Origin of the sequence: Rubrimonas sp., assembly GCF_036788415.1 — a bacterium.
In the GTDB taxonomy this organism is placed as follows: domain Bacteria; phylum Pseudomonadota; class Alphaproteobacteria; order Rhodobacterales; family Rhodobacteraceae; genus Rubrimonas.
Map to the genome: position 1 here is coordinate 13,892 of NZ_DAIQNN010000008.1, position 22,519 is coordinate 36,410.

Genomic DNA, 22,519 nt, shown 5'->3' on the forward strand with positions numbered 1-22,519 from the left:
TCAGCCGTCCCGACTGACGAAGATCGGCCGGCTCGTCGCATAGCGCGGTCCGGCGCCGTCGATCACCAGCTGAAGCGTCCACTGGCCGGGCGCGAGGTCCTGCCCCGCCTCATAGACCCCCGGCGCAGTCTCGCGCAGCGACAGGGTGCGATCCTCGCGCTGGTCGATGTTGCGCATCGCCGTCACGGTGACCGCGAGGCCGGTCAGCGGCGCGCCGTCGGCATCGGCGAGGCGGATGCGGGGCCGTGCGCCCTCGAGCTCCGCCTCCACCGCCCAGCCGCGCGCCTCCTGTTCGGCGAAGCGGGCCAGATCGCGGTTGAAGTCCTGGCTGGCGACGAAGCTGCTCTTCACCACAACGCCCCGGAAGTTGTTGACCGCGAGATAGGCCATCAGCCCGTTGACCGCGATGATCACGCCGAAGAAGCCCAGCATCACCATCAGGAACTTGCGCCCGGTGAAGGGCGCGCCGCCGGGCCGGTAGTCGGTGGAGCTGTCGCGCTTGGCCATTGGGTCTCCTCGAGGGCTCAGGGTCGGGACGGGCCGTGGAACACGCCGCCCACGCGGTCGCTCTCGCCGGCGGCGCCGTCGGCGCGCAGTTCCTCGACATGGAAGTCGAATTCGCGCCGCTCTGGGCCGGCGGGGGCGGTCACATAGACGCGGAGGCTGCGCAGCACGTCCGGTGCGACCTCGTAGGTTACGCTGTCGCCGGGGGCGGCGTCGGAGCCCGCGACGGCCATCACCCCGCCCTCCAGCCCCTCGATGCGCAGGCGGAAACTGCGCGGCTCGCCCATCATGTTGAGCGTCTTGACTTCGTAGCCGTTGCGCACCGCGCCGTCCGACAGCTGCGTGTAGAGCGGGTTGCGGTCGTGCAGCACGTTGAGGTCGAGCCGGGAGCGCGTGGTCAGCGAGGCGAGCATCGCGAAGCCCACCGTGAACCACACCGCCATGTAGATCAGCGTGCGCGGGCGCAGGATGCGCTTCCAGGCGGGCCGGGTCGGCGGCGTCCCGGCGACGGCGAGGTCGTAATCCTTGAAGGTGTTGTAGGAGACGAGGCCGCGCGGCAGCCCGACCTTGTCCATCACCGCGTCGCAGGCGTCGATGCACATGGCGCAGGTGATGCACTCGAGCTGCTGGCCGTTGCGAATGTCGATTCCCATCGGGCAGACCGCGACGCAGGCGTTGCAGTCCACGCAATCTCCGACGCGCTCGCCCAGCGCCACGGCGCGGTCGCGCCGCTTGGTGCCGTGCATCCGCGGCTCGCCGCGCCAGTCGTTGTAGGTGACGGTCAGCGAGTTCTCGTCGAGCATCGCGCCCTGGATGCGCGGCCAGGGGCACATGTAGATGCAGACCTGCTCGCGCATCAGACCTGCGAGCGAGTAGGTCGTGAAGGTGAGCACGGCGATGGTGATGTAGGCGACCGACGCGGCCTCTCCGGTGACGAGTTGCACGGCCAGCGTCGGCGCGTCCTGGAAGTAGAACACCCAGGCGCCGCCGGTCGCCACGGCGATCAGCAGCCAGATCGCGTGCTTCTTGATCCGCTTGACGAGCTTGTCCTGCGTCAGGCCCGTCTTGTGCAGCTTGATCTGGGCGTTGCGGTCGCCGTCGATGCGCCGCTCGACCCACATGAACAGATCGGTCCAGATGGTCTGCGGGCAGCCATAGCCGCACCAGGCCCGCCCGACCGACGAGGTCAGCAGGAACAGCCCGATCCCCGCCATGATCAGGAGCCCCGCGAGATAGTAGAACTCCTGCGGCCAGATCTCGATGAAGAAGAAGAAGAACCGCCGGTTCGCAAGGTCGATCAGCACCGCCTGATCGGGCATCTCGGCGCCGCGATCCCAACGGATCCACGGCGTGACATAATAGACGACAAGGGCGAGGACGAGGATGCGCCATTTCAGCGTGCGGAAGAACCCGTGGTTCTCCTTGGGAAAGATCGGCTCGCGCGCCTTGTAGAGCCGCGGCTCCTCGACCTCGACCTCGGGCGCGAGGCCCTTCGGCGTCTCCACGTTCATCCGGCGCGCTCCTGCGAAAATGCGACTCGTGATTGCGCGTTTTTTGCGGGCGCAGGGTCGCGCGCGCGTTGATCCTGATCAACGCACATACAGTGGAGTTCGGCCCGGTCGATGTCCCGGCGTCGAAGGGTCGCGGGGAGAGACCTAAGGCCCGGTCGGGACCAGCCGTGTCACGGTTCGGGGCGGGCGAGCGGGTCGAGGGCGAGCCGACCGCCGTCGACGGCGAGGATCTGGCCGGTGACGTAGCTGGCGCGGGGCGAGGCGAGGAAAAGCGCGGCCTCCGCGGCTTCCGTCGCCTCGCCGATGCGCCGCAGCGGCGTGCTCTCGGTGATCGCGCCGCGCAATTCCTTGTCGTCGCGGATCGCCGCGCGCAGGGCCGGCGTCGTGACCGCGCCGAGCGCGACGCCGTTGACCCGGATGCCTTCCGCCGCGAGCGACACCGCCATCGAGCGCGTCAGCTGGTCGAGCGCCGCGCAGGACACCGACAGCGGCAGCAGGTCCGCCACCGTGCGCCGCGCGGCGATGGAGGTCAGATTGACGATGGCGCCGGTCTGCAGACCGGGCCCGCCGGGGCTCGGGCGTTGCTCCTCCTCCTGATGCGCCTTGCGATGGGCGATCATCCGCCGGGCCACCGCCTGGCTCAGCAGCATCACGGAACGCAGATTGGCCGACAGCGCCATCTCGAGCGCCTCCTCGGTCGCGTCGAGCGCGCCGCCGCGCGTCACTGCGAGATGGGCGTTGACGAGGATGTCGACATGGCCGAGCGCGTCGGTCGCCGCGGCGACCAGATTGGCCACGCCGAGCCGCGCCATCGGGTCGCAGCACCAGCGGTGCGCGCCGGCCTGCGGGCCGCCGAGCCCTTCGGCCTCATGCGCGAGAGCCTCCTCGTCGCGGTCGGCCATCATCACCTGCGCGCCGGCTTCGACGAAGCGCTGCGCGACCGCGAGCCCAACCCCCGCCGCGGCCCCGGTGACGATCGCGGTTTTTCCCTCGAGCACGCCGCCCATGCCGGTCACTCCCTGTCGACGCGGCGCCGAGCCTAGTCGGATTCGGCGCGGCGGCGAAAGTGGGGCCGCCGACCGCCCTCAGGGTCGGCGCGCATCCGCGAAGAATTCCGCCGTGCAGGCGACGACGGCGTCGAGCAGCGCGAGGTCGGAGACCGCGCCGAGGTCGTGGCCCGCCTCCGGCGCGATCACCGTGGTCCGCCCGGCGCGCGCGGCGGCGAGCCGGGTCGCCAGCGCCGGCCCGTCGCGCGCCAGCAGGTCGTCCCGCCCGGCGACGATCAGCATCGGCGCAGTAGTCGCCGCCGCGTCGGCGCGCGGATCGGCGGCGGCGACGTCCGCGAAGAAGGCGGGGCGCAACCCGCTCGCCCCCACGATCCGTCGCTCGCCGGCCGCATGGCGCGCGGCCCCCTCCGCCAGCGTCGGCGCGCCGAGGATCCGGCCATAGGTGTCGGCGGGGTCGAGCACCGGGTTCCAGAGCGCGATCCGGTCGAACGCCGCCCCGCCCGCAGCCGCCTTCAGCGCCACAAGCCCGCCCTGGCTGTAGCCCAGCGCGCCGAGCCGCGCGCCCGCAGGGCCGAACTCCGCGGCCAGCGACTCCAGCGCATGGCCGACGTCGCGCGCCTGACCCTCGAAGGTCGTGTCCGCCCAGTCGCCGTCGCTCTCGCCCGAGCCGAGGAAATCGATCCGCAGCGTGGCGACGCCGCGTTCCGCGAAGGCCCGCGCCGTGCGTGCGAACATGCCTTCTCCGCCCGCGACGGGGATTTCGTCGCGCGCGCCGGTGTAGCCGTGAAGCAGCAGGACCGCGGCCACAGGCCGGCTGTCGCGCGGACCCGCCAGCGCGCCCGCGATCCGCCCCTGCGGCGTGCGGATGAAGATTGCCCGCTCCGGGCCCGCCGCACCGACGACCGGCGCCGGCGGACAGGCGTCGAGCCCTTCGAAGCCCGCCGCGGGCGCGGCGGGGAGGCTGGCCGCCGCGCCGATCAGCACGGCGCCCAGATCGCGAAGGCTGACCATGGCGGACCTCCCGCATCGCGTCGCCGCAGCCCGATCATCGCAAGGGCTCAGCCCTCGCGCAACTGCGCGACGGCCTCCCTGACCCAACGGCCCGGCGCATCCAGCCCCGCCGCGCCGGGGTCGAGCGCCAAAGCCGCCATCGCCGAAAGCGCCAACGCGAGAGCGGTGTGGCGCAGCGAGAGGGTTTTGGCCATGGGGATGGCGCGGCGCTCTCAGAACTGGAAGTAGATGAAGGGCGTGAGTTCGTCGGGCGCGAGATAGCCGATCAGCGCGATCCCCGCCCCGGTCACAGCGCCGAGCGCAGGCCAGGGCAGCGCCCCGAGCGCGGCGGCGGCGCGCTCGGTTGCTTGCGGCGACGTGAAATGCATCGCCAGCCCGAAGGCGGCGAGCGCGAGGACGAATGGCGTCGCAAGCTCCGCCGGCTCATCCCAGCGCGCGAAGCCTGCGAGATAGTCCCGGAGCAGCGGGAGCGACTCGCTGCGGAAAATCACGAATGTCAGCACGACCAGATGCAGGGTGCTCGCCACGCCGACCGCCCGCCGCGCCGACCCCCTCGGCGCCGCGCGCGCGTCGGTCGCCCGCTCCGCCGCCAAAAGCGCGCCATGCAGCGCGCCCCAGATCAGGAAGGTCCACGCCGCGCCGTGCCACAGGCCGCCGAGCACCATCGTGACGAGGAGATTGCGCATGGTGAACAGCCGCCAAAGTGGAACGTAGAGATAGTCGCGCAGCCAGGTCGACAGCGAGATGTGCCAGCGCCGCCAGAACTCGCGCATCGACGCGGCGCGGAACGGCTGGTCGAAATTCTTCGGCAGCGTGAACCCCAGAAGCGCCGCGAAGCCGATAGCCATGTCCGAATAGCCGCTGAAATCGCAGTAGATCTGGACGCTGTAGGCGTAGGCCGCGAGCGTCAGATCGGCGGCGCCGTAAAGGGCGGGGTCGAAGAACGCCTCGTCGACCAGATCGACGGCGAGATAATTGGCGAGGACGAGCTTCTTGAAAAGTCCAGACAGGATCACCGCCACGGCGAGACCCGCGGCGATCCGCGTCGGCCCTCGCGGCGGCGTCCAGCGGTCGCGGACCTGCGGGAGCAGGTCCGCGGCGCGCACGATGGGGCCTGCGACGAGCTGGGGTCACAGGCTGATGTAGAGCAGCACCTCATCGACGCGCCGCGACGCCGCGATCGCGCCGCGATGCACGTCCATGACATAGGAGACGCCCTGGAAGGTGAAGAAGGAAATCCCGACCGGCAGGATCAGCCCGGCATAGGGAAGCCCCCGGAAAGCCCCAGCGCCATCGCCGCGTCGTTCGCGGTCTCGACGAAGAAGTCGAAATACTTGAAGACGGCGAGAATGCCCAGATTCGCGGCGACCGCGGCCCGGGCCGGGAGCGTCTGCGCCGTGGCGAGGAGCGCGAGGACCAGAGCCGACAGGATGATCGTTCGGAAGCGGTTCGGAGTCTTCGTCGTCGGCATCCGAAATCCTCAGCATCCTTGGCCGACAGCGCAGGCCGTCGAAGTCCGAAGCGCTGGCGCCGATGACCCGCGCCGTGCGCGAGGGTTAATGCTCGAGACCGGTGATTTCATCCGAGTCGCGCGCTCTGGCGACGCCGTTCCCGCCTGAGTCCGGGGGGAGGGCGGCGAACCTCTACAGGATCAATCCGAAGCGCACCATGAGCCGTTCGCGCAGCTGGTCGCGGGTCTGGCGATAGGCGGCGAGCTTCTGCTCGCGCGTCTCGCCGAGATCGGTGGGGTCCAGGGTCGGCCAGTACTCGACTTCGACATGCGAGCCGGCGACCGCTTCCAGCGCGTGGCGCTGCGCGCCGGGCGAGAGCGCGACGATCAGGTCGAACTGGCTGAGATCGTCGCCCCACTCCCGCATCTCGGCCAGCGTGTGGGTCTTGTGGCCCGAGATGTCCACGCCGATCTCGCGGCAGACCTCCACCGCGAAGGGGTCGAGCGGCTCGAGCCCGCGCGCGCCGGCCGACTGCACGAACATCTTCGTGCCGACCAGCCGCTTGGCGATGCCTTCGGCCATCGGCGAGCGCACCGCGTTCCAGTCGCAGGAGAACAGGGCCGCCCCCGGCAGGCCGTCGGGCATGCTTTCAGCCCTTGAAATGGAGGACGCAGATCAGCGTGAACAGCCGCCGCGCCGTCTCCATGTCGGTCTCGACCTTGCCGGCGAGCCGCTCCATCAGAAGGTGCGAGCCTTCGTTGTGCAGGCCGCGTCGGCCCATGTCGATCGCCTCTATCTGCGCGGGCGGCAGCCGCTTCACCGCGTCGAAATAGCTGGCGCAGATCGCGAAATACTCCTTGATGACCTGCCGGAACGGCGACAGAGACAAAAGGAATGCGTGCGCCGGCGCGCCCGCCTCGTCTGCGATCTCGAAGGCGAGCCGGCCGTCGCGCACCGACAGCGACAGCCGATAGGGGCCGGGCGGCGGCGGCGCCTCGCCGCGCGGCGGCAGGCGGAAGCGGTTGTCCTCGAGCAGGTCGAACAGCGCGACGCGGCGCTCCTGCTCGATCTCCGGGGTGGGGGGCGGCAGGCCGCGATCGTCGAGGCTGACATGGATCAGCCGGTCGGCCCGCGCCTCGCCCGTCGTCTCGCTCATCCGCCGCCCTCCGATTGCGCAGGCGATCCTATCGGGGCGGCGCGACGGCTTCAAATCCCCTGAGCGCGCGCCGCTTTCTTGTGTTGGAGGGCGCGCCCCGCGCCCCTATAAGGCCGTCGCGCCACCGGAGAAGCCGCCATGAGCGTCGGACTGATCGCCCTGCTCGACGACGTCGCGGCCATCGCCAAGGCCGCCGCCGCAACCATCGACGACGTCGCGGCCCAGGCGGGCAGGGCCGCGGCCGCCTCGCTCGACGACATGGCCGGCCATGCCGCGAAGGCCGCGACCAAATCGGTGGGCGTGGTGATCGACGACGCCGCCGTCACGCCGCGTTACGTCACCGGCTTCTCGCCGGCGCGCGAACTGCCGATCGTCGGCAAGATCGCGCTCGGCTCGCTGAAGAACAAGCTTCTGATCCTGTTGCCGGCGGCGCTGATCCTGAGCCTCGCCGCGCCTTTCGCGGTGGTGCCGCTGCTGATGCTCGGCGCCGCGTTCCTGTGCTACGAGGGCGCCGAGAAAGTGTACGAGGTGCTGTTCCCGCACGCCGCCCACGCCCATGAGGCGAAGCTCGACGGCGCCGAGACGGCGGAGGCGCTCGAGCGGCGGACTGTCGCCGGCGCGATCCGCACCGACTTCATCCTGTCGGCGGAGATCATGGCGATCACGCTCTCGGCGGTGCCCGACGCCGGTTTCCTGACGCAGGCGCTGGTGCTGGCGGCGGTGGGGACGGGGATCACGGCGCTGGTCTACGGCGCCGTCGCGCTGATCGTGAAGGCCGACGATGTCGGCCTCGCGCTCGCCCGCAACGACGGCCACGGGCTGGCGTCGCAGGCGATCCGGGCGCTCGGGCGGGGGATCGTGCGGGCGATGCCGCATCTGCTGAACGTGCTCAAGGTGGTCGGAACGGCGGCGATGATCTGGGTCGGCGGCGGGATCATGATCCATGGGCTGGCCGTGTTCGGGCTGCCGGGGATCGAGCATGCGCTGGAGCATGCGGGCGAGGCGCTCGCCCATCTGGTCCCGCAGGCGCCGGGGCTGGCGGCCTGGAGCGTCCACGCGCTCGGCTCGGGCGTTCTGGGGCTCGCCGCGGGGCTCGCGCTGATCCCGGTCGTCGGCTGGGCGGCGCCGCTGGTCGGGCGGATCGCCGGGCTGTTTCGGCGCGGCTGAGGCGGCGCGGTCACCGGCCCAGATACGCGGCCATCTCCGCCGGAGGGTCGGCGAAAATCTCGGCGGCCGGGCGCGCGCCGCGGATCTCGCCCCCCGTTGCGGGTCCCTCGCCGGTCCGGCGCTCGGCGCAGAAGGCGACGAGGTCGGCGCGACGGGCCTCCTCGGGCTGGTGGGTGACGAGGATCACCGTGGCGCCGCGGGCGCGCAGGGTGCGGTCCACGAGGTCGAGCATCTGGGCGCGCAGGCCCGGGCCGAGGGCGGCGAAGGGCTCGTCGAGCAGCAGGACGGGCCGGTCGCGCAGCAGCGCGCGGGCAAGCGCGGCGCGCTGGCGCTGGCCGCCCGACAGCTCCGCAGGCATCCGCCGCCCGAGCCCTTCGAGGCCGGTCTCGGCGAGCGCGGCCTCGACGCGCGCGCGCTCGGCGCGGGTGGGCGACAGCGTCGGACGCAGGCCGAGCGCGACATTGGCGGCGAGGTCGAGATCGGGAAAGAGGTTGTTCTCCTGAAAGAGCAGGGTGACGGGCCTGTCGGCGGGGGCGAGGCCCGCCAGATCGCGGCCCTGCACGCGGATGGCGCCCGCTTCGACGGGCGCGAACCCGGCGATGGCGGCGAGGAGCGTCGATTTTCCCGCGCCCGACGGGCCGATCACGGCGACCAGCGCGCCCGCGGGGGCGGCGAGGTCGGCGCGCAGTGCGAAGCCGCCGGCGCGGGCGACGAGGCCCTCGACCGAGATCATGCGCGCCCTCCGATCAGCCGGTCGCAGGCCCAGAACAGCGCGAACGCCAAAGCGATCAGGATCAGACCCGCGGCATGCGCGGCGTCGATCCGCCGGCTCCCGGCGAGTTCGCTCATCAGAAGCGGCAGCGTCGGCGCGTCCGGGGCCGAGAACAGCGCGATCACGCCGAGATCGCCCGCCGCCAGCGCCGCCGCGAGCCCCGCCGCGAAGCCCAAGGGGCGGCGCAGCGCGGGCCAGTAGAGCGCGCGGAGCCGCACGAGGCCTCGCAGCCCGAGCGCGTCCGCGAGCCGCCCGCGCTCGGCCGCCGCCTGCGCGAGCGCGGGGGTCGTCAGCCGCAGGGCGAAGGGCGCGGCCATCGCGGCGTTGACCAGCGCCGTCAGCGGCAGGGCGAGCGCGACGGGGTCGGCGAAGGGCCGTAGCAGGACGAACAGCGCGATCCCCAGCACGAAAGGCGAGGCGGCGAGCGGCGACAGCCCCGCCGCCTCGACGAGCCGAGCCCTGCGGCGCGCGCCCGCGCCTTCCAGCGCCGCCGACAGCGCCGCGAGCGGCAGGGCGAACGCGAGCGCCAGCGTCGCCGAAATCGCCGCCACGATCAGGCTGCGCAGCGCCGCCTCCGCGATCCGCGCCCAGAGCGCGGCGTCGAGCGCCGCCAGCCCCGCAGCGCCGCGCAGCGCGACCGCGAGCAGCGGCGCGCCGAGAAACAGGCAGGCGGCGAGGATCGCCGCCGCGTCGCCCAGCGCGGCGGCGCGCGAGCGCCCGTCCCAGCGATCGGGGGCGGCGAAACCGCCGAAGCCCGAGGCTGCGGGGGCCGCCAGCGCCAGCGCCGCAAGCGCCGCGCCGAGGCTGATCGCCAGTTGCAGCGACGCCAGCCGGGCGGCGCGCGCGAGGTCGAACTCGAAGACCGCCGCCTGCCAGATCGCAAGCTCCAGCGTCGTGGCGCGCGGGCCGCCGCCGAGCATCAGGGCGGCGGTGAAGCTCGCGGCGCAGACGCCGAAGATCACCGCGAGCGCGCCCGGCGCGGCGCGCCGCAGCGCCGGGCCCTCCAGCAGGCGGAACAGCGTCCAGCCCTCGACGCCGAGCTGCGCCGCCGCCCGCCAGCGCTCGGGCGGGATGTCGGAATAGGCCTGCAGGATCAGCCGCGCAGCCAGCGGCAGGTTGAAGAAGACATGGGCGAGCAGCACGCCCGGCAGGCCGTAGACGTCCGGCCGCGGCAGGCCGAGCGCGGCGAGCCCGTCGCCGAGCCAGCCGTTGCGCCCCCAGACCGCGACGACGCCGAGCGCGGCGACCACAACGGGCAGCAGGAATGGGGCGCCGATCAGCCGGATCAGCGCGGCGCGCCCCGCGAAGCGCCGCCGCGCCAGCGCCCGCGCCAGCGGGATCGCCGCCAGAACCGACAGCGCCGCCGAGAGCGCGGCCTGCGTCACGGTGAACTCGACCGCCGCCCAGTCGGCCCGGCTGAACGCCGCGGCCGCCCCCTCGGCGCGCCATGCGACCACCGCGGCGGCTCCGCCGGTCAGCGAAAGGATTGCGGCGAGCGCGGCGAGCCCCGCCAGCAGAACCGGCGGGCGCAGGGCTAGCGGCTCAGCGCGTCGAGCCATTCCGCCAGCGCCTCCTCGCGCAGGGCCGTCGCCGCCTCGGGATCGGTGAGGATGCTGCGGGCCGGGCGGGGCAGGGCGGCGAAGGCGCCGGGAAGCTCGGCTCCCTCGGCGCGGGCGGGATACATCCAGTTCGTCGTCGGGATCGCCGACTGGAAATCCGGGCTCAGCATGAATCGCAGGAAGTCGCGGGCGAGCTCGGGCTGCGGCGCATTCGCGAGCGCAGCGGCCACTTCGATCTGGAGCGGGTGGCCTTCGGAGAAGAGCGCGGCGCGCTTGGTCGGGTCGTCCTCGGCGATCGCGTGATAGGCGGGCGAGGAGGTGTAGGACAGCGCCATCATCGCCTCGCCGTCGAGAAAGGCGGAATAGGCCTCCCACCAGCCGCGCGTGACGGTGACGATGCGCGGGGCGAGCGCCTCCCAGATCTCGGGCGCGCGGTCGCCATAGGTCTCCTTGATCCAGAGCAGCAGGCCGAGGCCCGGGGTGGAGGTGCGGGGGTCCTGAATGACGATGGTCACGTCCTCGGGCGCGGCGATCAGCGCCTCGAAGCTGTCCGGCGCGTCGGTCAGGCGGGTTTCGTCATAGACGAAGGCGAACCAGCCCCAGTCGAAAGGCAGGAAATGCGGATCGCTCCAGTCCACGGGCAGGTCGAGCGGCGGCGCGTCGATCCCGTGGGGGGCGGTGAGGCCCGCATCCTTCGCCGCCGCGATCAGGTTGAGGTCGAGGCCGAGCACGACGTCGGCGGGGCTGCGTTCGCCTTCGAGGCGCAGCCGGCCGAGCAGCGCGGCGCCGTCGCCGGCCGCCACGAGGTTCAGGTCGCAGCCGCATTGCGCCTCGAAGCGCGCTTCGATCACCGGGCCGGGGCCGTATTCGGAGACGAAGCTGTCATAGGCGTAAACCGTGAGGACCGGCCGCTCCTGCGCCGGCGCGGCGAGGCCGAGCAGGGCGAAAGCGACGGTCGCGGCGGAGAGGGGGGTCGGTTTCATGTGTCCTCCATCGCGACGCAGGGTCCGGCGGAGTCGGCCCCGCCAGGGCGGAGCCTTCGCGCCTTTCCTACGCCGGCATGATCCGGGTCAGGTTCAACGGGTCCGCTTGGCAGCGTCTCAGCCCTTCCGGGCGCCCCGAGGCGGCGTCGATGGTAACGCGAAGCCGGCGCGGCGCAAGCCCTTGCCGCGACGCGCCGCACGGCGCATTTGCCCGGCATGACCCCGCCGCTCGACCTCAAGGGCGTCCTGATCTTCAGGGGGCTGCTCGATCCCGCCCGGCAGCGCGAGCTCGTCGCCGCCGTGCGCGGCGCGCTGGCCGAGGCGCCGCTGATCCGCCCGGTGACGGCGTGGGGCAAGCCGATGTCGGTGCGGATGAGCTCGGCGGGGCGCGTGGGATGGGTGATCGACCGGGGCCGCTATCGCTACGCCGACCGCCACCCCGACGCCGGCCGTCAATGGCCCGCGATCCCCGAGGCGGCGCTGGCGGTCTGGCGGGAAATCGCCGACTGGCCGGACCCGCCCGATTCGATGCTGATCAACTGGTATGGCGAGGGCGCGCGGATGGGGCTGCATCGCGACGCGGACGAAGGGCGGTTCGACGCTCCCGTGGTCTCGGTCTCGCTCGGCGATCCGGCGCTGTTCCGGGTCGGAGGGCTGGAGCGGTCGGACCCGACCGCGTCGGTCTGGCTGAATTCGGGCGACGTCGCGGTGCTGGGGGGCGCGGCGCGGCTGGCCTATCACGGGATCGACCGGCTGCGCTTCGGGGCGGGCGGGCTGTTGCCGGGCGGCGGCAGGATCAACCTCACCTTCCGCGTCGTCGCCTGAGGACTTGCGAAACGGCGCGCGAAACGCCATGTTGGCGTTGTCCCGCAAGGGACTATGGCGATAAACGCGCGCGGAATAAGCGGTTCGGACCCGGGGGCGGTACCCGGCGGCTCCACCAACCACCCGGTCATGGACGGGAGCGGGGGCCGAAACAGGATCGACGGACGTGTAAAGGCGTTATGCTTTCGCTCGGTGGGATTCGCCGTTATCGGATCAAAAAGTACAGTTGCCAATGACAACCGTGCTCCGGTGGCCGTCGCTGCGTAATGCAGCGCCCAAACCGAAACTGAAGTCCTGAGGCTTAGCCGCTTCAGGCGGGGCCGCCGGCGCCTGGCAACAGAAGCCGGCACTACCCCCCCCCGCCGCCCGATCTCGGTCGCGCTCCAGTCATCGCATGCGCGCTCGCGGTGATGAGCGATATGGCTGCGCGCCGCGTTCGACCTCGTCGCGCTCGGCGACATGCAGCGGAACCGGGAAGCGCATCCTGCGGTCGGGCGCGTGGTCGGGGCGCATCGGAGCCTCCGCGACCTGCCCCGGAGCCAGCCGCTCGGGCCGCCACGCCCGGCGCCGCCGCACGCGCCTCGCCGGGCGCAAAGCGCCGCATGGCCGTGAGTTGGCTAAGTGAACTAACTTATGCTATCGAGTCCGAATAATCCCCCAGAGCGGCAGAGGATGCCCGCCCGCCAGATCCCGGAACTGCGCAGCGACAACGAACGGCGCGTGATCGCGGCGATCCGCGCGCGGGGCGCGCTCTCGCGGGCCGAGATCGCCCGGCTTCTGGGCCTGAGCGCGCCCGGCGCCTCGACCATCGTCGGCGGTCTGGCGGATCGGGGATTGCTGCGCGCGCAGGCCAAGCAGCGCGGCCATATCGGCCAGCCGATCACCCCCTTCACGCTCGACCCCGAGGGCGCTTGCGCGATCGGCGTCAAGATCGGGCGGCGCAGCGTCGAGGCGGCGCTGGTCGATCTTCTGGGCGAGGTGGTCGCCGCGCGGGAGGTCCCGCATGACGGCCCCGACCCGAGGCCCGACCCCGCCGCTTCCTTCGTCCTCGCCCGCGAGATGGTGGCGGAACTCATGGCGGAGGCGCCGCAGGGCGCGGCGAGGTTCGTCGGCGTCGGCGTGGCCATCCCCGGCGACATCTCGGGCTGGAGCGCGGCGGCGGGCGAACCCGCTCCGGGCGATCTGTGGCGCGACGTCGACGTCGCGGCGGCGCTGCGGCTGGCGCCTGGGCTGCGGGTCGAGACGATCCCCGACAGCGCGGCGGCGCTGGTCGCGCAGCTGGCGCGCGGACCGTCGATCGGGCACGGGGCGGCGCTGTGCCTCTATCTGGGGACGTTCGTCGGCGGCGGGCTGGCGATCGCCGGGCGGTTGCACGCCGGCGATCACGGCGCCGCCGGCGCGCTCGCCGCAGCGCCGGTTCCCGGACCCGCGCTTTCGGGCGGGGCGCGGCAGTTGCTGCACGACGCCTCGCTGCGGGCGCTCGAGGAGGCTCTGGCGGCGCGCGGCCATCCGGCGATGGCGGTGATCCGCGGGCAGACCGAGGCGCCGGAAGCCGAGGCCCTGTTCGCCGAGTGGCTAGGGACGGCGGCCCCGGCGCTCGCGCATGCGGCGGCGGCGGCGCATGCGGTGGTCGACCTGTCGCATGTCTTCATCGACGGCGTGTTCCGGCCGGAGTGGCGCGCCCGGACCGTTGAGGCGACGCGGGAGGCGCTGGCGCGGATGCGGCTCGCAGGGCTCGCGCCGCCGCTGATCGAGGCCGGCTGCGTCGGCTGGCCGGCCCGGGTGCTGGGGGCGGCGCTGACGCCGCTCGAGCGCGTCTTCGGTCCGATGGCGCGGGGCCATGGCGCGGGGACGCCCGGCGCGGCCTGATCGCGCTGCGGGCGGTCGGGCCGCGCTTCGACCCGGGACGATCTTTCCGGGCGGCCCTTCGCCAATCCGCCCCGCCCATGCTAGCCATGACCCCGACCAGCGCATCCGCCGAGGGGCCATGCCGAAAGACGACGACGCGCCCACGCCGATGATGGCGCAGTATCTGGAGATCAAGGCGCGCGCGGGCGACGCGCTGCTGTTCTACCGGATGGGCGACTTCTACGAGATGTTCTTCGAGGACGCGGTGCGCGCGGCGCAGGCGCTCGACATCGCGTTGACCAAACGCGGCAGGCATCTCGGCGAGGACATCCCGATGTGCGGCGTGCCCGTCGCCACCGCCGAGGCCTATCTGGCGCAGCTGATCCGCAAGGGCTTCCGCGTCGCCGTCTGCGAGCAGATGGAGGACCCGGCGGAGGCGAAGAAGCGCGGCGCGAAATCGGTCGTCGCGCGCGACATCGTGCGCCTCGTCACCCCCGGCACGCTGACCGAGGAGGCGCTGCTGGAGGCGCGCTCGGCCAACCACCTCGCCGCCTACGCCGAAATCCGCGGCGAAAGCGGGCTCGCCTGGTGCGATCTGTCCACTGGCGACGTGCGCGCCGCGCCGCTCGCGCGCGCGGAGCTGCCGGGCTGGCTCGCCCGCGTGGGGCCGCGCGAAGTGCTGGCGCCCGAGGCGCTCTGGCTCGACGCGGGCCTGCGCGGGACCATCGAGGAGGCGGGCGCGGCGGCGACGCCGCTCGGGCCGGCGAGCTTCGACAGCGCCTCCGCCGAGGCGCGGCTGCGCGCGCTCTACAAGGTGGCGGCGCTGGAGGCGTTCGGCGCCTTCTCGCGCCCCGAGATCGCCGCGCTCGGGGCTTTGGCCGACTACGTCGAGATCACCCAGCGGGGCGCCGCGCCGCTGCTGCGCCCCCCGCGGCGCGAGGCGGCGGAGGCTGCGATGCGCATCGACGCCGCGACGCGGCGCAATCTGGAGCTGACGCGGGCGCTCTCGGGCGGGCGCGAGGGCGCGCTGCTCGCCGCCATCGACCGGACGGCGACCGCCGCCGGCGCGCGCCTGCTCGAAGCGCGGCTGTCCGCCCCGCTGACCGACCCGGCGGCGGTTGCGCGCCGGCTCGACGCCGTGGGCTATCTCGTCGCCGATGCGGAGCTGCGCGGCGCGCTGCGGGCGGCCTTGCGCGGCGCCCCCGAGATCGCGCGCGCGCTGTCGCGGCTGGCGCTCGACCGGGGCGCGCCGCGCGATCTGGCGGCGGTCCGCGACGGTCTCGCGCGCGCCGCCGAAATCGCCGCGCGCCTCGGCGCCGCCGACCCGCCGGAGGAGCTTGCGCAGGCCGCGCGCGCGCTGCTCGGCCCTGGCGATCTCTCCGAGACGCTCGCAGGCGTGCTGGTCGAAGGCCCTTCGGCGCCGCTGCGCGAAGGCGGATTCGTCGCCGACGGCGCGGATGCGGCGCTCGACGCGGCGCGTCGGCTGCGGGCGGACGGGCGCGGGGTGGTCGCGCAGCTTCAGGCCGAGTATGCGGCGCTGACTGGCGTCGCCACGCTCAAGATCCGCCACAATGCGGTGCTGGGCTACTTCGTCGAAGTCAGCGCGGCGCAGGCGGGCAAGCTGACCGCGCCGCCGCATGCCGACCTGTTCCGCCATCGCCAGACCATGGCCGGCGCCATGCGGTTCTCGACCGATGAACTGGCGACGCTCGAATCGCGCATCCTGTCGGCGGGGGCGGAGGCGCTCGAGATCGAGCTGCGCATCTTCGCCGAACTGCGCGCGTTGGTCCTGTCGCGCAGCGCCGAGATTTCCGAGGCCGCCGAGGCGCTGGCGGCCGTGGACGTCGCGGCGGGGCTGGCCGAACTCGCCGCCGCCGAGGGCTGGACGCGACCGGAAGTCGAGGCGGGAACCGCCTTCGAGATCGTCGGCGGGCGGCACCCGGTGGTCGAGCAAGCGCTGCGGCGGCGCGGCGAAGGGAGCTTCGTCGCCAATGATTGCGACTTGTCGGGCGGGCGCGCCGGCGCGCGGATCAACCTGCTGACAGGCCCCAACATGGCCGGCAAGTCCACCTGGCTGCGCCAGAACGCGCTGATCGCGGTGCTCGCGCAGAGCGGCGCTTTCGTCCCGGCCGATCGAGCGCGGATCGGCGCAGTGGACCAGCTCTTCAGCCGGGTGGGCGCGGCGGACGACCTGGCGCGGGGGCGCTCGACCTTCATGGTCGAGATGGTCGAAACGGCGGCGATCCTCAATCAGGCCGGCCCCGGCGCGCTGGTGATCCTCGACGAGATCGGCCGGGGCACGGCGACCTATGACGGGCTCTCCATCGCATGGGCCGTGCTCGAGCATCTGCACGAGGTCAATCGCTGCCGGGCGCTGTTCGCCACGCATTACCACGAGCTGACCGCGCTCGCCGACAGGCTGCCCGCCCTGCGCAACGTGACCATGGCGGTGCGGGAATGGGAGGGCGACGTGGTGTTCCTCCACGAAGTCCGCCCTGGCGCCGCCGACCGCTCCTATGGCGTGCAGGTCGCCCGGCTCGCGGGCCTGCCCGCCGCGGCGGTGGCCCGGGCGCGCGAAGTGCTCGAAGCGCTGGAGGAGGGCGAGCGGGCGCGCGGCGCCCGGCCCGCCGCCCTGATCGACGACCTGCCGCTGTTCTCTGCGGCGCGCGCCGCCCCGTCGCCGCCCGCGCACTCGGCGCTGGCGGCGCGGCTGGCGGAGGTCGAGCCCGACGCGCTGAGCCCGCGCGAGGCGCTGGAGCTGGTCTATGGGCTCAAGGCGCTGGCCTCGCAGGGCTGAGCGGGCGCTCGCCCGGGCGGTGCGTCAGCGTCGGCGCCAGCCGGTCGCGGACGCGGGTGAAATGCAGCACCAGCGCGAGGTCGAAGGCGGTGACCATCAGGTTCCAGCCATAGAGCCAGATCAGCGGGCTGAGCTCGCCCGTCGCGCGCCACGCCAGCAGCTTCGCGCTGAGGCCGAACACGTAGCCGGTGCAGATCAGCACGACGAAGAAGGCGCTTTTCCCGACCGCGGTGCGCACTTTCAGCATCCGCGCGATCGACCAGTACCAACTGATCGAAAAACAGATCAGCATGGCGGCTTCGAACAATTCGGCCTGCGTCATCGGATCCTCCGATACTCGGCGTACGGGAGAGGCGCTGAAACCAGCGCTCGCTGCAACTTCGACGCGATGCCGAGCAATGCTACCCGATTCGCGAGTGGGTTATGTGACGCCGGTCACACAGCGGCGCGCCGAGCAGCGCCGCCGTTGAAGCGCCGACGCCGCTCGGCTAGAACCCCTCCATGCCTTTCGACCTCGCCCTCTCCGCGCTCGCCGCGCCGAAGCCGCCCGCGCGCACCCGCGTGGTCGTCGCCATGTCGGGCGGCGTCGACAGCTCCGTGGTCGCGGCGCTGCTCGCGCGCGAGGGCTACGAGGTCGTCGGCGTGACGCTGCAACTCTACGACCACGGCGCGGCGCTCGCCAAAAAGGGCGCCTGCTGCGCCGGGCGCGACATCCGCGACGCCCGCCGCGTCGCCGAGACGATCGGCTTTCCGCATTACGTCCTCGACTATGAAAGTCGCTTCCGCGAGAGCGTCATCGACGATTTCGCCGACCAGTATCTCGCCGGCGCGACGCCCATTCCCTGCGTGCGCTGCAACGAACGCATCAAGTTCCGCGATCTTCTTCAGACGGCGCGCGACCTCGACGCCGACTGCCTCGCCACTGGCCACTACGTCCGCCGCACGGAGGGGCCGCACGGCCCCGAACTCCGCCGCGCCGCCGATCCACGCCGCGATCAGAGCTATTTCCTGTTCGCCACCACCCGCGAGCAACTCGACTTCCTACGCTTCCCCCTCGGCGGTCTGCCCGACAAGGCCGCGACCCGCGCGCTGGCCGCCGAACTCGGGCTGCCCGTCGCCGACAAGCCCGACAGCCAGGACATCTGCTTCGCGCCGACCGGCGACTACGCGTCGGTGATCGCGAAGCTGCGCCCCGGCGCTGTCGAGCCGGGCGAGATCGTCGACGAGGCGGGCCGCGTTCTGGGCCGTCACGCGGGGATCATCCACTACACGGTGGGCCAGCGCCGCGGCCTCGGCCTCTCGGGCGGCGCGCCGCTCTTCGTCGTCCGGCTGGAGGCGGAGGCGCGGCGCGTCGTCGTCGGCCCGCGGGAGGCGCTGCGCACGCGGCGGATCGCGCTGCGCGAGGTCAACTGGCTCGGCGACGGCGATTTCGGAGCCGCGCCGTCCGGGGGCTGGGACGCCGAAGTCCGCGTCCGCTCGACCCGCCCTCCCGCGCCTGCGCGCATCCTGCCCACGGGACCGGCCAGCGCCGAGGTCGTCCTCGCCGACGGCGAGGAGGGCGTGGCGCCGGGCCAGGCCTGCGTGTTCTACGCGCCCGAAGGCGACAGGGTGCTCGGCGGCGGCTGGATCGTCCGCGGCTGAGGGCCCGTCGCGCCGGAGAAGTGGAGCGGGTGAAGGGAATCGAACCCTCGTCTGGAGCTTGGGAAGCTCTCGCTCTGCCATTGAGCTACACCCGCGTCGCCTCTCCGATTACCTCTCCGGCGCGGCGGCTTCAAGGGGGCAACCGCGATCGCGGCGGGCGCCGCGCGCCGCCTCTGGCGCGCTTTCGCCGCAGTTGCTAGTGACGGACGCGAGTTCGCTGTGGAAAGGCCGACGATGCCGAAGATCACTTATATCGAGCATGACGGGACCGAACATGTGGTCGAAGTCGCCGAGGGCCTCTCGGTGATGGAGGGCGCGGTCAAGAACGCGATCCCCGGCATCGACGCCGATTGCGGCGGCGCCTGCGCCTGCTCGACCTGCCATGTCTATGTCGATCCCGCCTGGCTGGAGAAGCTCCAGCCCAAGGAGGCGATGGAGGAGGACATGCTCGATTTCGCCTATCAGCCGCGCGAAAACTCGCGGCTGACCTGCCAGCTCAAGGTGACGCAGGCCCTCGACGGGCTGGTGGTGCGGATGCCGGAGAAGCAGATTTGAGCGCAGCGCTGCTGCTGGCCGCCGCCGTGGCGGGGGGCGGCGCGTTCGATGCTGCGCCGTCGGGATGCGCCGGCCCGAGGACGCGCGCCTACTACATGATGCCGACCGAGCGCTATCCGCATGGCGCGCTCGGCGACACGCTCGAATGGGGCGGGCTCGTCTATGACGGCGAAGTCTACGCCGGCCATGTCCTCACCCGGGAATTCGTCTTCGAAGACACCGAGCCGCGCCTCGCCGATTTCGACGGCGACTGCGCGCCCGAAGTGGTGGTTGTCGAGAGCCACGAGACCGAAGGCGCGCAACTTGCGGTCTACGCCATCGACCGCGGCCGGCTGCTCAAGATCGCGGCGACCCCGCATATTGGCGCGCGCTTCCGCTGGCTGGCGCCGGCGGGGATCGCCGATTTCGACCGCGACGGCGATCTCGACGTCGCTTTCGTGCGCACCCCCCATCTCGGCGGGACGCTGGAGTTCTGGGGCTTCGCCGCGGGCGGCCTGACGCGGCTCGGCGCGGTCGAGGGCGTGACCAACCACCGTTTCGGCGACGCGGCGATCCTCGGCGGCGCGCGCGATTGCGGCGACGGGGCGGAAGTCGTGGTCGCCGATCAGGAATGGGGCCGCACGCTCGCCGCCCGGCTCGAAGATGGCGCGGTCTCGCTGCGCGCGCTGGCCGAGGATGCGCGCCCCGAGACGCTGGCGCGCGCGCTGGCCTGCGGGTGAGCCGGGGATGAGGACGCGCCGCCGCCCCGTGATCGGCGTCACCGGCTCGCATCTGATGGCCGAGGGAACCTATGCGGTTCAGGCTGCGGGGATGCGCAATCTCGAAGCGGTCGCCGAGGCCGCCGACTGCCTGCCGATCATCGTCCCCGGCATGCCCGAGGCGTCGGAGATCGAGGAGCTGATGCAGCTCTGCGACGGCTTCCTGCTGACCGGAGGCCGCGCCAATGTGCACCCCTCCTTCTACGGCGAGCCGCCGACCGAGAAGCACGGCCAGTTCGACGAGGGCCGCGACCGTGTGGTGCTGCCGCTGATCGCCACCGCCATCGCGCGCGGCGCGCCGGTGTTCGGGGTCTGCCGCGGCATCCAGGAAATGAACGTGGCGCTCGGCGGCACGCTGCACCCCGAGGTGCGCGAGCTGCCCGGCAAGATGAACCACCGCATGCCGCCCGGCGAGAAGGACCCCGAAGTCATTTTCCGCAAGCGCCACAAGGTGACGCTGATCGAGGGCGGGGCCTTCGCGCGGCTGCTCGGGACGACGGAGATCGTCACCAATTCCCTGCACGGTCAGGCGGTGATGCAGCCGGGGCCGCGCGTGGTGATCGAGGGCCTCGCCGAGGACGGGGTGGTCGAGGCGATCAGCGTGCGAGACGCTTCGGGCTTCGCGCTCGGCGTCCAGTGGCACGCCGAATACGGCGCGACGAGCGATCCGGTGTCCAAGGCGCTGTTTCAGGCCTTCGGCGACGCCGCGCGGGCGTGGATGGCGGCGAAGGACGGCTGACGCGCGTCAAATGCGGGCGGCGCCCGCGGCAGTTGCGGCGTCCTGCGGGTTCGGCCATCGTCCGGGGAGGAGCCGGGAGCGAACCCGGTCCGCTCTCAGGGGAAGGATCCGCCGGATGAAAGCAATCTCGAAGACCGCCAGATCTGCTTTGATCGCCGTCACATTCGCAGCCGCGTCGCCGGCTGCGGCGCAGGACGCGCCGCCCGCGCCGGCGACTGTGCTGTTCGTCGGCAACAGCTACTCATATTACAACGACAGCCTCCACAACGTGGTGCTCAGGCTGGCCCGCGAGGCGATGGGCGAGGCGGGCAAGGGCTACGCCTATCGCTCGATCACCATCTCGGGCGGCTCGCTGAAGCACCACCCGTTCGCGCATTATCTGGAGCCGGCGAACATCGGCATGAAGAGCGTCGACCTGATGATCCTTCAGGGGTTCAGCGGGGCGGCGCTCGATCCCGAGCGCGCCGAGCAGTTCCGCACTGCGGTCGCCGAGGCCGTCGATCTCGCCGAGGCGCGCGGAACGCGGGTCGCGCTTTACATGACCCATGCGCGCGGCAAGAACCACAAGGACTACGGCCCGGACCAGGCCGGGAAGATCGCCGCGCTCTATCGTGAGACCGCCGAGGCGGAAGGCGCGATCCTGCTGCCGGTGGGCGAGGCCTTCGAGGAGGCGCGGCGGCGGCGGCCGGACCTCTCGCTGGTCGAATTCTTCGACAACCACCATCCCAGCGACGAGGGCACCTATCTCGCCGCCGCGACGATCATGGCGACGCTCTACGGCAAGTCGCCGGTGGGTCTCGAAGAGGACATGCACGACCAGATCGACCCCGAGACGGTCGCCTTCCTCCAGCAGGTCGCGCATGACGTGGTTCTCGGGGCGTCGGGCGGCTGAGCTGCGCCGACGACGACGGGCCGGGGCGCGCGCTCAGCGCCCGAGCGCGCGCCAGCCGATGTCCCGGCGGTGAAAGCCGCCGGGCCAGTCGATGAGGTCGACCACCGCATAAGCGCGCGCCTGCGCTTCGGCGACGTCGCGGCCCGTCGCGCAGACGTTCAGCACGCGCCCGCCCTGCGCGATCCAGCGCCCGCCGGCGCGCCGCGTCCCCGCATGGAAGACGCGCACATGCGGATCGGCGACCGCCGCCTCGTCGAGCCCGCCGATCTCGGAGCCTCTCGCGTAGGCGCCGGGGTAGCCCTTGCTGGCCAGCACAACGCAGAGCGCCGCCTCGTCGGACCAGTCGACGAGCTCCGGAGACACCCGTCCGGCGGCGGCGGCGTGCAGCGCGCTCAGCAGGTCGCCGCGCCAGCGCATCGCCAGAACCTGCGCCTCGGGGTCGCCGAAGCGGGCGTTGAACTCGACGAGGCGGGGCCGGCCCGCCTCGATCATCAGCCCGGCGTAGAGCACGCCGCGATAGGGCGTCTCGCGCCGCGCCATCTCGGCGAGCACGGGGCGCACGATCTCGTCCATCGCGCGCTCCTCGACCTCCGGGGTCATCACCGGGGCGGGGGCGTAGGCGCCCATGCCGCCGGTGTTGGGGCCGCGATCGCCGTCGAAGGCGCGCTTGTGGTCCTGCGCCGAGCCGAAGGCGATCGCGGTCTCGCCGTCGCACAGCGCGAACAGGCTGGCCTCCTCGCCAGTGAGGAAGTCCTCGATCACCGCCGCCGCGCCCGGTTCTGCGAAGATCGCTTCGAGGGCCGCCTCGGCCTCCTCGCGGGAGGCGGCGACGGTGACCCCCTTGCCGGCGGCGAGCCCGTCGGCCTTGACGACGATGGGCGGCGCGCGGCGGGCCGTCTCGCCGCGTGCGGCGTCGAGGCTGTGGAACAGCTTCCATTCGGCGCCGGGCGCCCCTGCGGCGTCGGCGATCTCGCGCGCGAAGGCCTTGGAGGTTTCCAGCCGCGCCGCCGCCGCGCTCGGGCCGAACACGGCGACCCCGGCCGCCTCGACCGCGTCAGACACGCCGGCGGCGAGCGGCGCCTCCGGCCCGATGACCACGAGGTCGATGGCGCGGTCGCGGGCGAACAGCGCGATGGCGGCGGGGTCGAGCGGGTTGAGCGCCACGCACTCGGCGAATTCGGCGATGGCGTCGGAGCCGGGCGCGCACCAAAGCTTGCCGAGGCCGGGCGACTGCGAGAGCCGCCACGCCAGCGCATGCTCGCGCCCCCCGCCGCCCAGCAGAAACACGTTCATCGCCTGATCCCCAGCGCGCCATCGGCCGACTCCCGCCTCGACCGGGCGCG

General features: G+C 72.6%; 22 protein-coding genes, 1 tRNA gene, 1 other RNA gene, 1 pseudogene and 1 riboswitch. Of the genes and pseudogenes, 10 read left to right on the top strand and 15 right to left on the bottom strand.

The window, feature by feature from the left end:
- The 9 genes and pseudogenes from V7Q31_RS03725 to V7Q31_RS03765 form a co-directional block, all read right to left on the bottom strand.
- Complete coding sequence (locus V7Q31_RS03725) at window positions 1-507, bottom strand: FixH family protein (protein WP_333832332.1); 507 nt, start codon at window positions 505-507, stop codon at window positions 1-3.
- 17 nt (window positions 508-524) lie between these two features.
- Complete coding sequence (gene ccoG / locus V7Q31_RS03730) at window positions 525-2,015, bottom strand: cytochrome c oxidase accessory protein CcoG (protein ID WP_333832333.1); 1,491 nt, start codon at window positions 2,013-2,015, stop codon at window positions 525-527.
- Between the two features lie 170 nt (window positions 2,016-2,185).
- Window positions 2,186-3,022: an SDR family NAD(P)-dependent oxidoreductase gene (locus V7Q31_RS03735; RefSeq protein WP_333832334.1), complete on the bottom strand. Its 837-nt coding sequence runs from the start codon at window positions 3,020-3,022 to the stop codon at window positions 2,186-2,188.
- Window positions 3,023-3,100: 78 nt separating this feature from the next.
- Window positions 3,101-4,033 carry an alpha/beta hydrolase family protein gene (locus tag V7Q31_RS03740; protein WP_333832335.1) on the bottom strand — a complete coding sequence of 311 codons (933 nt, stop codon included), beginning with the start codon at window positions 4,031-4,033 and terminating at the stop codon, window positions 3,101-3,103.
- Between the two features lie 47 nt (window positions 4,034-4,080).
- Window positions 4,081-4,227 (bottom strand): hypothetical protein, encoded by a 147-nt coding sequence (locus V7Q31_RS03745; RefSeq protein ID WP_333832336.1) that lies wholly within the window; start codon window positions 4,225-4,227, stop codon window positions 4,081-4,083.
- Window positions 4,228-4,245: 18 nt separating this feature from the next.
- Window positions 4,246-5,151 (bottom strand): annotated as a pseudogene (locus V7Q31_RS03750) (MBOAT family O-acyltransferase); the annotation flags it as partial.
- Between the two features lie 134 nt (window positions 5,152-5,285).
- Entirely contained in the window at window positions 5,286-5,504 is a 219-nt protein-coding gene (locus tag V7Q31_RS03755; RefSeq protein WP_333832337.1) for a hypothetical protein, read from the bottom strand.
- A gap of 172 nt (window positions 5,505-5,676) precedes the next feature.
- Window positions 5,677-6,129 carry an arsenate-mycothiol transferase ArsC gene (locus tag V7Q31_RS03760; RefSeq protein ID WP_333832338.1) on the bottom strand — a complete coding sequence of 151 codons (453 nt, stop codon included), beginning with the start codon at window positions 6,127-6,129 and terminating at the stop codon, window positions 5,677-5,679.
- A gap of 4 nt (window positions 6,130-6,133) precedes the next feature.
- A complete protein-coding gene (locus V7Q31_RS03765) occupies window positions 6,134-6,640 on the bottom strand; it encodes a UPF0262 family protein (protein ID WP_333832339.1) in 507 nt (168 codons plus the stop codon).
- A 138-nt stretch (window positions 6,641-6,778) separates the two neighbouring features.
- On the opposite strand from V7Q31_RS03765, the gene V7Q31_RS03770 reads away from it, so the two are divergent.
- A complete protein-coding gene (locus V7Q31_RS03770) occupies window positions 6,779-7,807 on the top strand; it encodes a DUF808 domain-containing protein (protein WP_333832340.1) in 1,029 nt (342 codons plus the stop codon).
- 10 nt (window positions 7,808-7,817) lie between these two features.
- Here V7Q31_RS03770 and V7Q31_RS03775 read toward each other — a convergent pair whose 3' ends face one another.
- The 3 genes from V7Q31_RS03775 to thiB are packed head-to-tail and all read right to left on the bottom strand — an operon-like array spanning window position 7,818 to window position 11,121.
- Window positions 7,818-8,540 carry a thiamine ABC transporter ATP-binding protein gene (locus V7Q31_RS03775; protein WP_333832341.1) on the bottom strand — a complete coding sequence of 241 codons (723 nt, stop codon included), beginning with the start codon at window positions 8,538-8,540 and terminating at the stop codon, window positions 7,818-7,820.
- Window positions 8,537-10,138 (bottom strand): thiamine/thiamine pyrophosphate ABC transporter permease ThiP, encoded by a 1,602-nt coding sequence (locus V7Q31_RS03780; RefSeq protein ID WP_333832342.1) that lies wholly within the window; start codon window positions 10,136-10,138, stop codon window positions 8,537-8,539. The genes V7Q31_RS03775 and V7Q31_RS03780 overlap by 4 nt, the downstream gene beginning before the upstream one ends.
- The gene (thiB, locus tag V7Q31_RS03785) at window positions 10,114-11,121 is read right to left on the bottom strand and encodes a thiamine ABC transporter substrate binding subunit (protein WP_333832343.1); all 1,008 of its coding nucleotides are present in this window, start codon (window positions 11,119-11,121) and stop codon (window positions 10,114-10,116) included. Before thiB ends, V7Q31_RS03780 begins: the two co-directional genes overlap by 25 nt.
- Before the next feature lie 47 nt (window positions 11,122-11,168).
- Window positions 11,169-11,269: riboswitch (TPP riboswitch) on the bottom strand.
- Window positions 11,270-11,337: 68 nt separating this feature from the next.
- On the opposite strand from thiB, the gene V7Q31_RS03790 reads away from it, so the two are divergent.
- The 4 genes from V7Q31_RS03790 (at window position 11,338) to mutS (ending at window position 16,591) form a co-directional block, all read left to right on the top strand.
- A complete protein-coding gene (locus V7Q31_RS03790) occupies window positions 11,338-11,946 on the top strand; it encodes an alpha-ketoglutarate-dependent dioxygenase AlkB family protein (protein WP_333832344.1) in 609 nt (202 codons plus the stop codon).
- Window positions 11,947-12,297, top strand: a transfer-messenger RNA (tmRNA) gene (gene ssrA, locus V7Q31_RS03795).
- A gap of 321 nt (window positions 12,298-12,618) precedes the next feature.
- Window positions 12,619-13,815, top strand: coding sequence for an ROK family transcriptional regulator (locus V7Q31_RS03800; protein WP_333832345.1), 1,197 nt, complete (start codon window positions 12,619-12,621; stop codon window positions 13,813-13,815).
- A gap of 118 nt (window positions 13,816-13,933) precedes the next feature.
- Window positions 13,934-16,591 carry a DNA mismatch repair protein MutS gene (gene mutS / locus V7Q31_RS03805; protein ID WP_333832346.1) on the top strand — a complete coding sequence of 886 codons (2,658 nt, stop codon included), beginning with the start codon at window positions 13,934-13,936 and terminating at the stop codon, window positions 16,589-16,591.
- Here mutS and V7Q31_RS03810 read toward each other — a convergent pair.
- Window positions 16,566-16,913 carry a hypothetical protein gene (locus V7Q31_RS03810; RefSeq protein ID WP_333832347.1) on the bottom strand — a complete coding sequence of 116 codons (348 nt, stop codon included), beginning with the start codon at window positions 16,911-16,913 and terminating at the stop codon, window positions 16,566-16,568. The two genes, mutS and V7Q31_RS03810, sit on opposite strands and share 26 nt — an antisense overlap.
- Window positions 16,914-17,092: 179 nt before the next feature.
- Here V7Q31_RS03810 and mnmA point away from each other — a divergent pair, with 179 nt between their 5' ends.
- Window positions 17,093-18,232, top strand: a complete 1,140-nt coding sequence (gene mnmA / locus V7Q31_RS03815) for a tRNA 2-thiouridine(34) synthase MnmA (protein WP_333832348.1) — start codon at window positions 17,093-17,095, stop codon at window positions 18,230-18,232.
- Between the two features lie 21 nt (window positions 18,233-18,253).
- On the opposite strand, the gene V7Q31_RS03820 is transcribed toward mnmA, so the two are convergent.
- Window positions 18,254-18,327, bottom strand: a tRNA-Gly gene (locus V7Q31_RS03820).
- A gap of 139 nt (window positions 18,328-18,466) precedes the next feature.
- On the opposite strand from V7Q31_RS03820, the gene V7Q31_RS03825 reads away from it, so the two are divergent.
- The 4 genes from V7Q31_RS03825 (at window position 18,467) to V7Q31_RS03840 (ending at window position 21,176) form a co-directional block, all read left to right on the top strand.
- Window positions 18,467-18,787 carry a 2Fe-2S iron-sulfur cluster-binding protein gene (locus V7Q31_RS03825; RefSeq protein WP_333832349.1) on the top strand — a complete coding sequence of 107 codons (321 nt, stop codon included), beginning with the start codon at window positions 18,467-18,469 and terminating at the stop codon, window positions 18,785-18,787.
- Window positions 18,784-19,506 carry an FG-GAP repeat domain-containing protein gene (locus tag V7Q31_RS03830; RefSeq protein ID WP_333832350.1) on the top strand — a complete coding sequence of 241 codons (723 nt, stop codon included), beginning with the start codon at window positions 18,784-18,786 and terminating at the stop codon, window positions 19,504-19,506. Before V7Q31_RS03825 ends, V7Q31_RS03830 begins: the two co-directional genes overlap by 4 nt.
- 7 nt (window positions 19,507-19,513) lie before the next feature.
- The gene (locus V7Q31_RS03835; protein ID WP_333832351.1) at window positions 19,514-20,284 is read left to right on the top strand and encodes a gamma-glutamyl-gamma-aminobutyrate hydrolase family protein; all 771 of its coding nucleotides are present in this window, start codon (window positions 19,514-19,516) and stop codon (window positions 20,282-20,284) included.
- Window positions 20,285-20,399: 115 nt separating this feature from the next.
- The gene (locus tag V7Q31_RS03840; RefSeq protein ID WP_333832352.1) at window positions 20,400-21,176 is read left to right on the top strand and encodes an SGNH/GDSL hydrolase family protein; all 777 of its coding nucleotides are present in this window, start codon (window positions 20,400-20,402) and stop codon (window positions 21,174-21,176) included.
- A gap of 33 nt (window positions 21,177-21,209) precedes the next feature.
- Here V7Q31_RS03840 and purD read toward each other — a convergent pair whose 3' ends face one another.
- Window positions 21,210-22,469, bottom strand: coding sequence for a phosphoribosylamine--glycine ligase (purD, locus tag V7Q31_RS03845; protein WP_333832353.1), 1,260 nt, complete (start codon window positions 22,467-22,469; stop codon window positions 21,210-21,212).
- Between the last annotated feature and the right edge of the window lie 50 nt (window positions 22,470-22,519).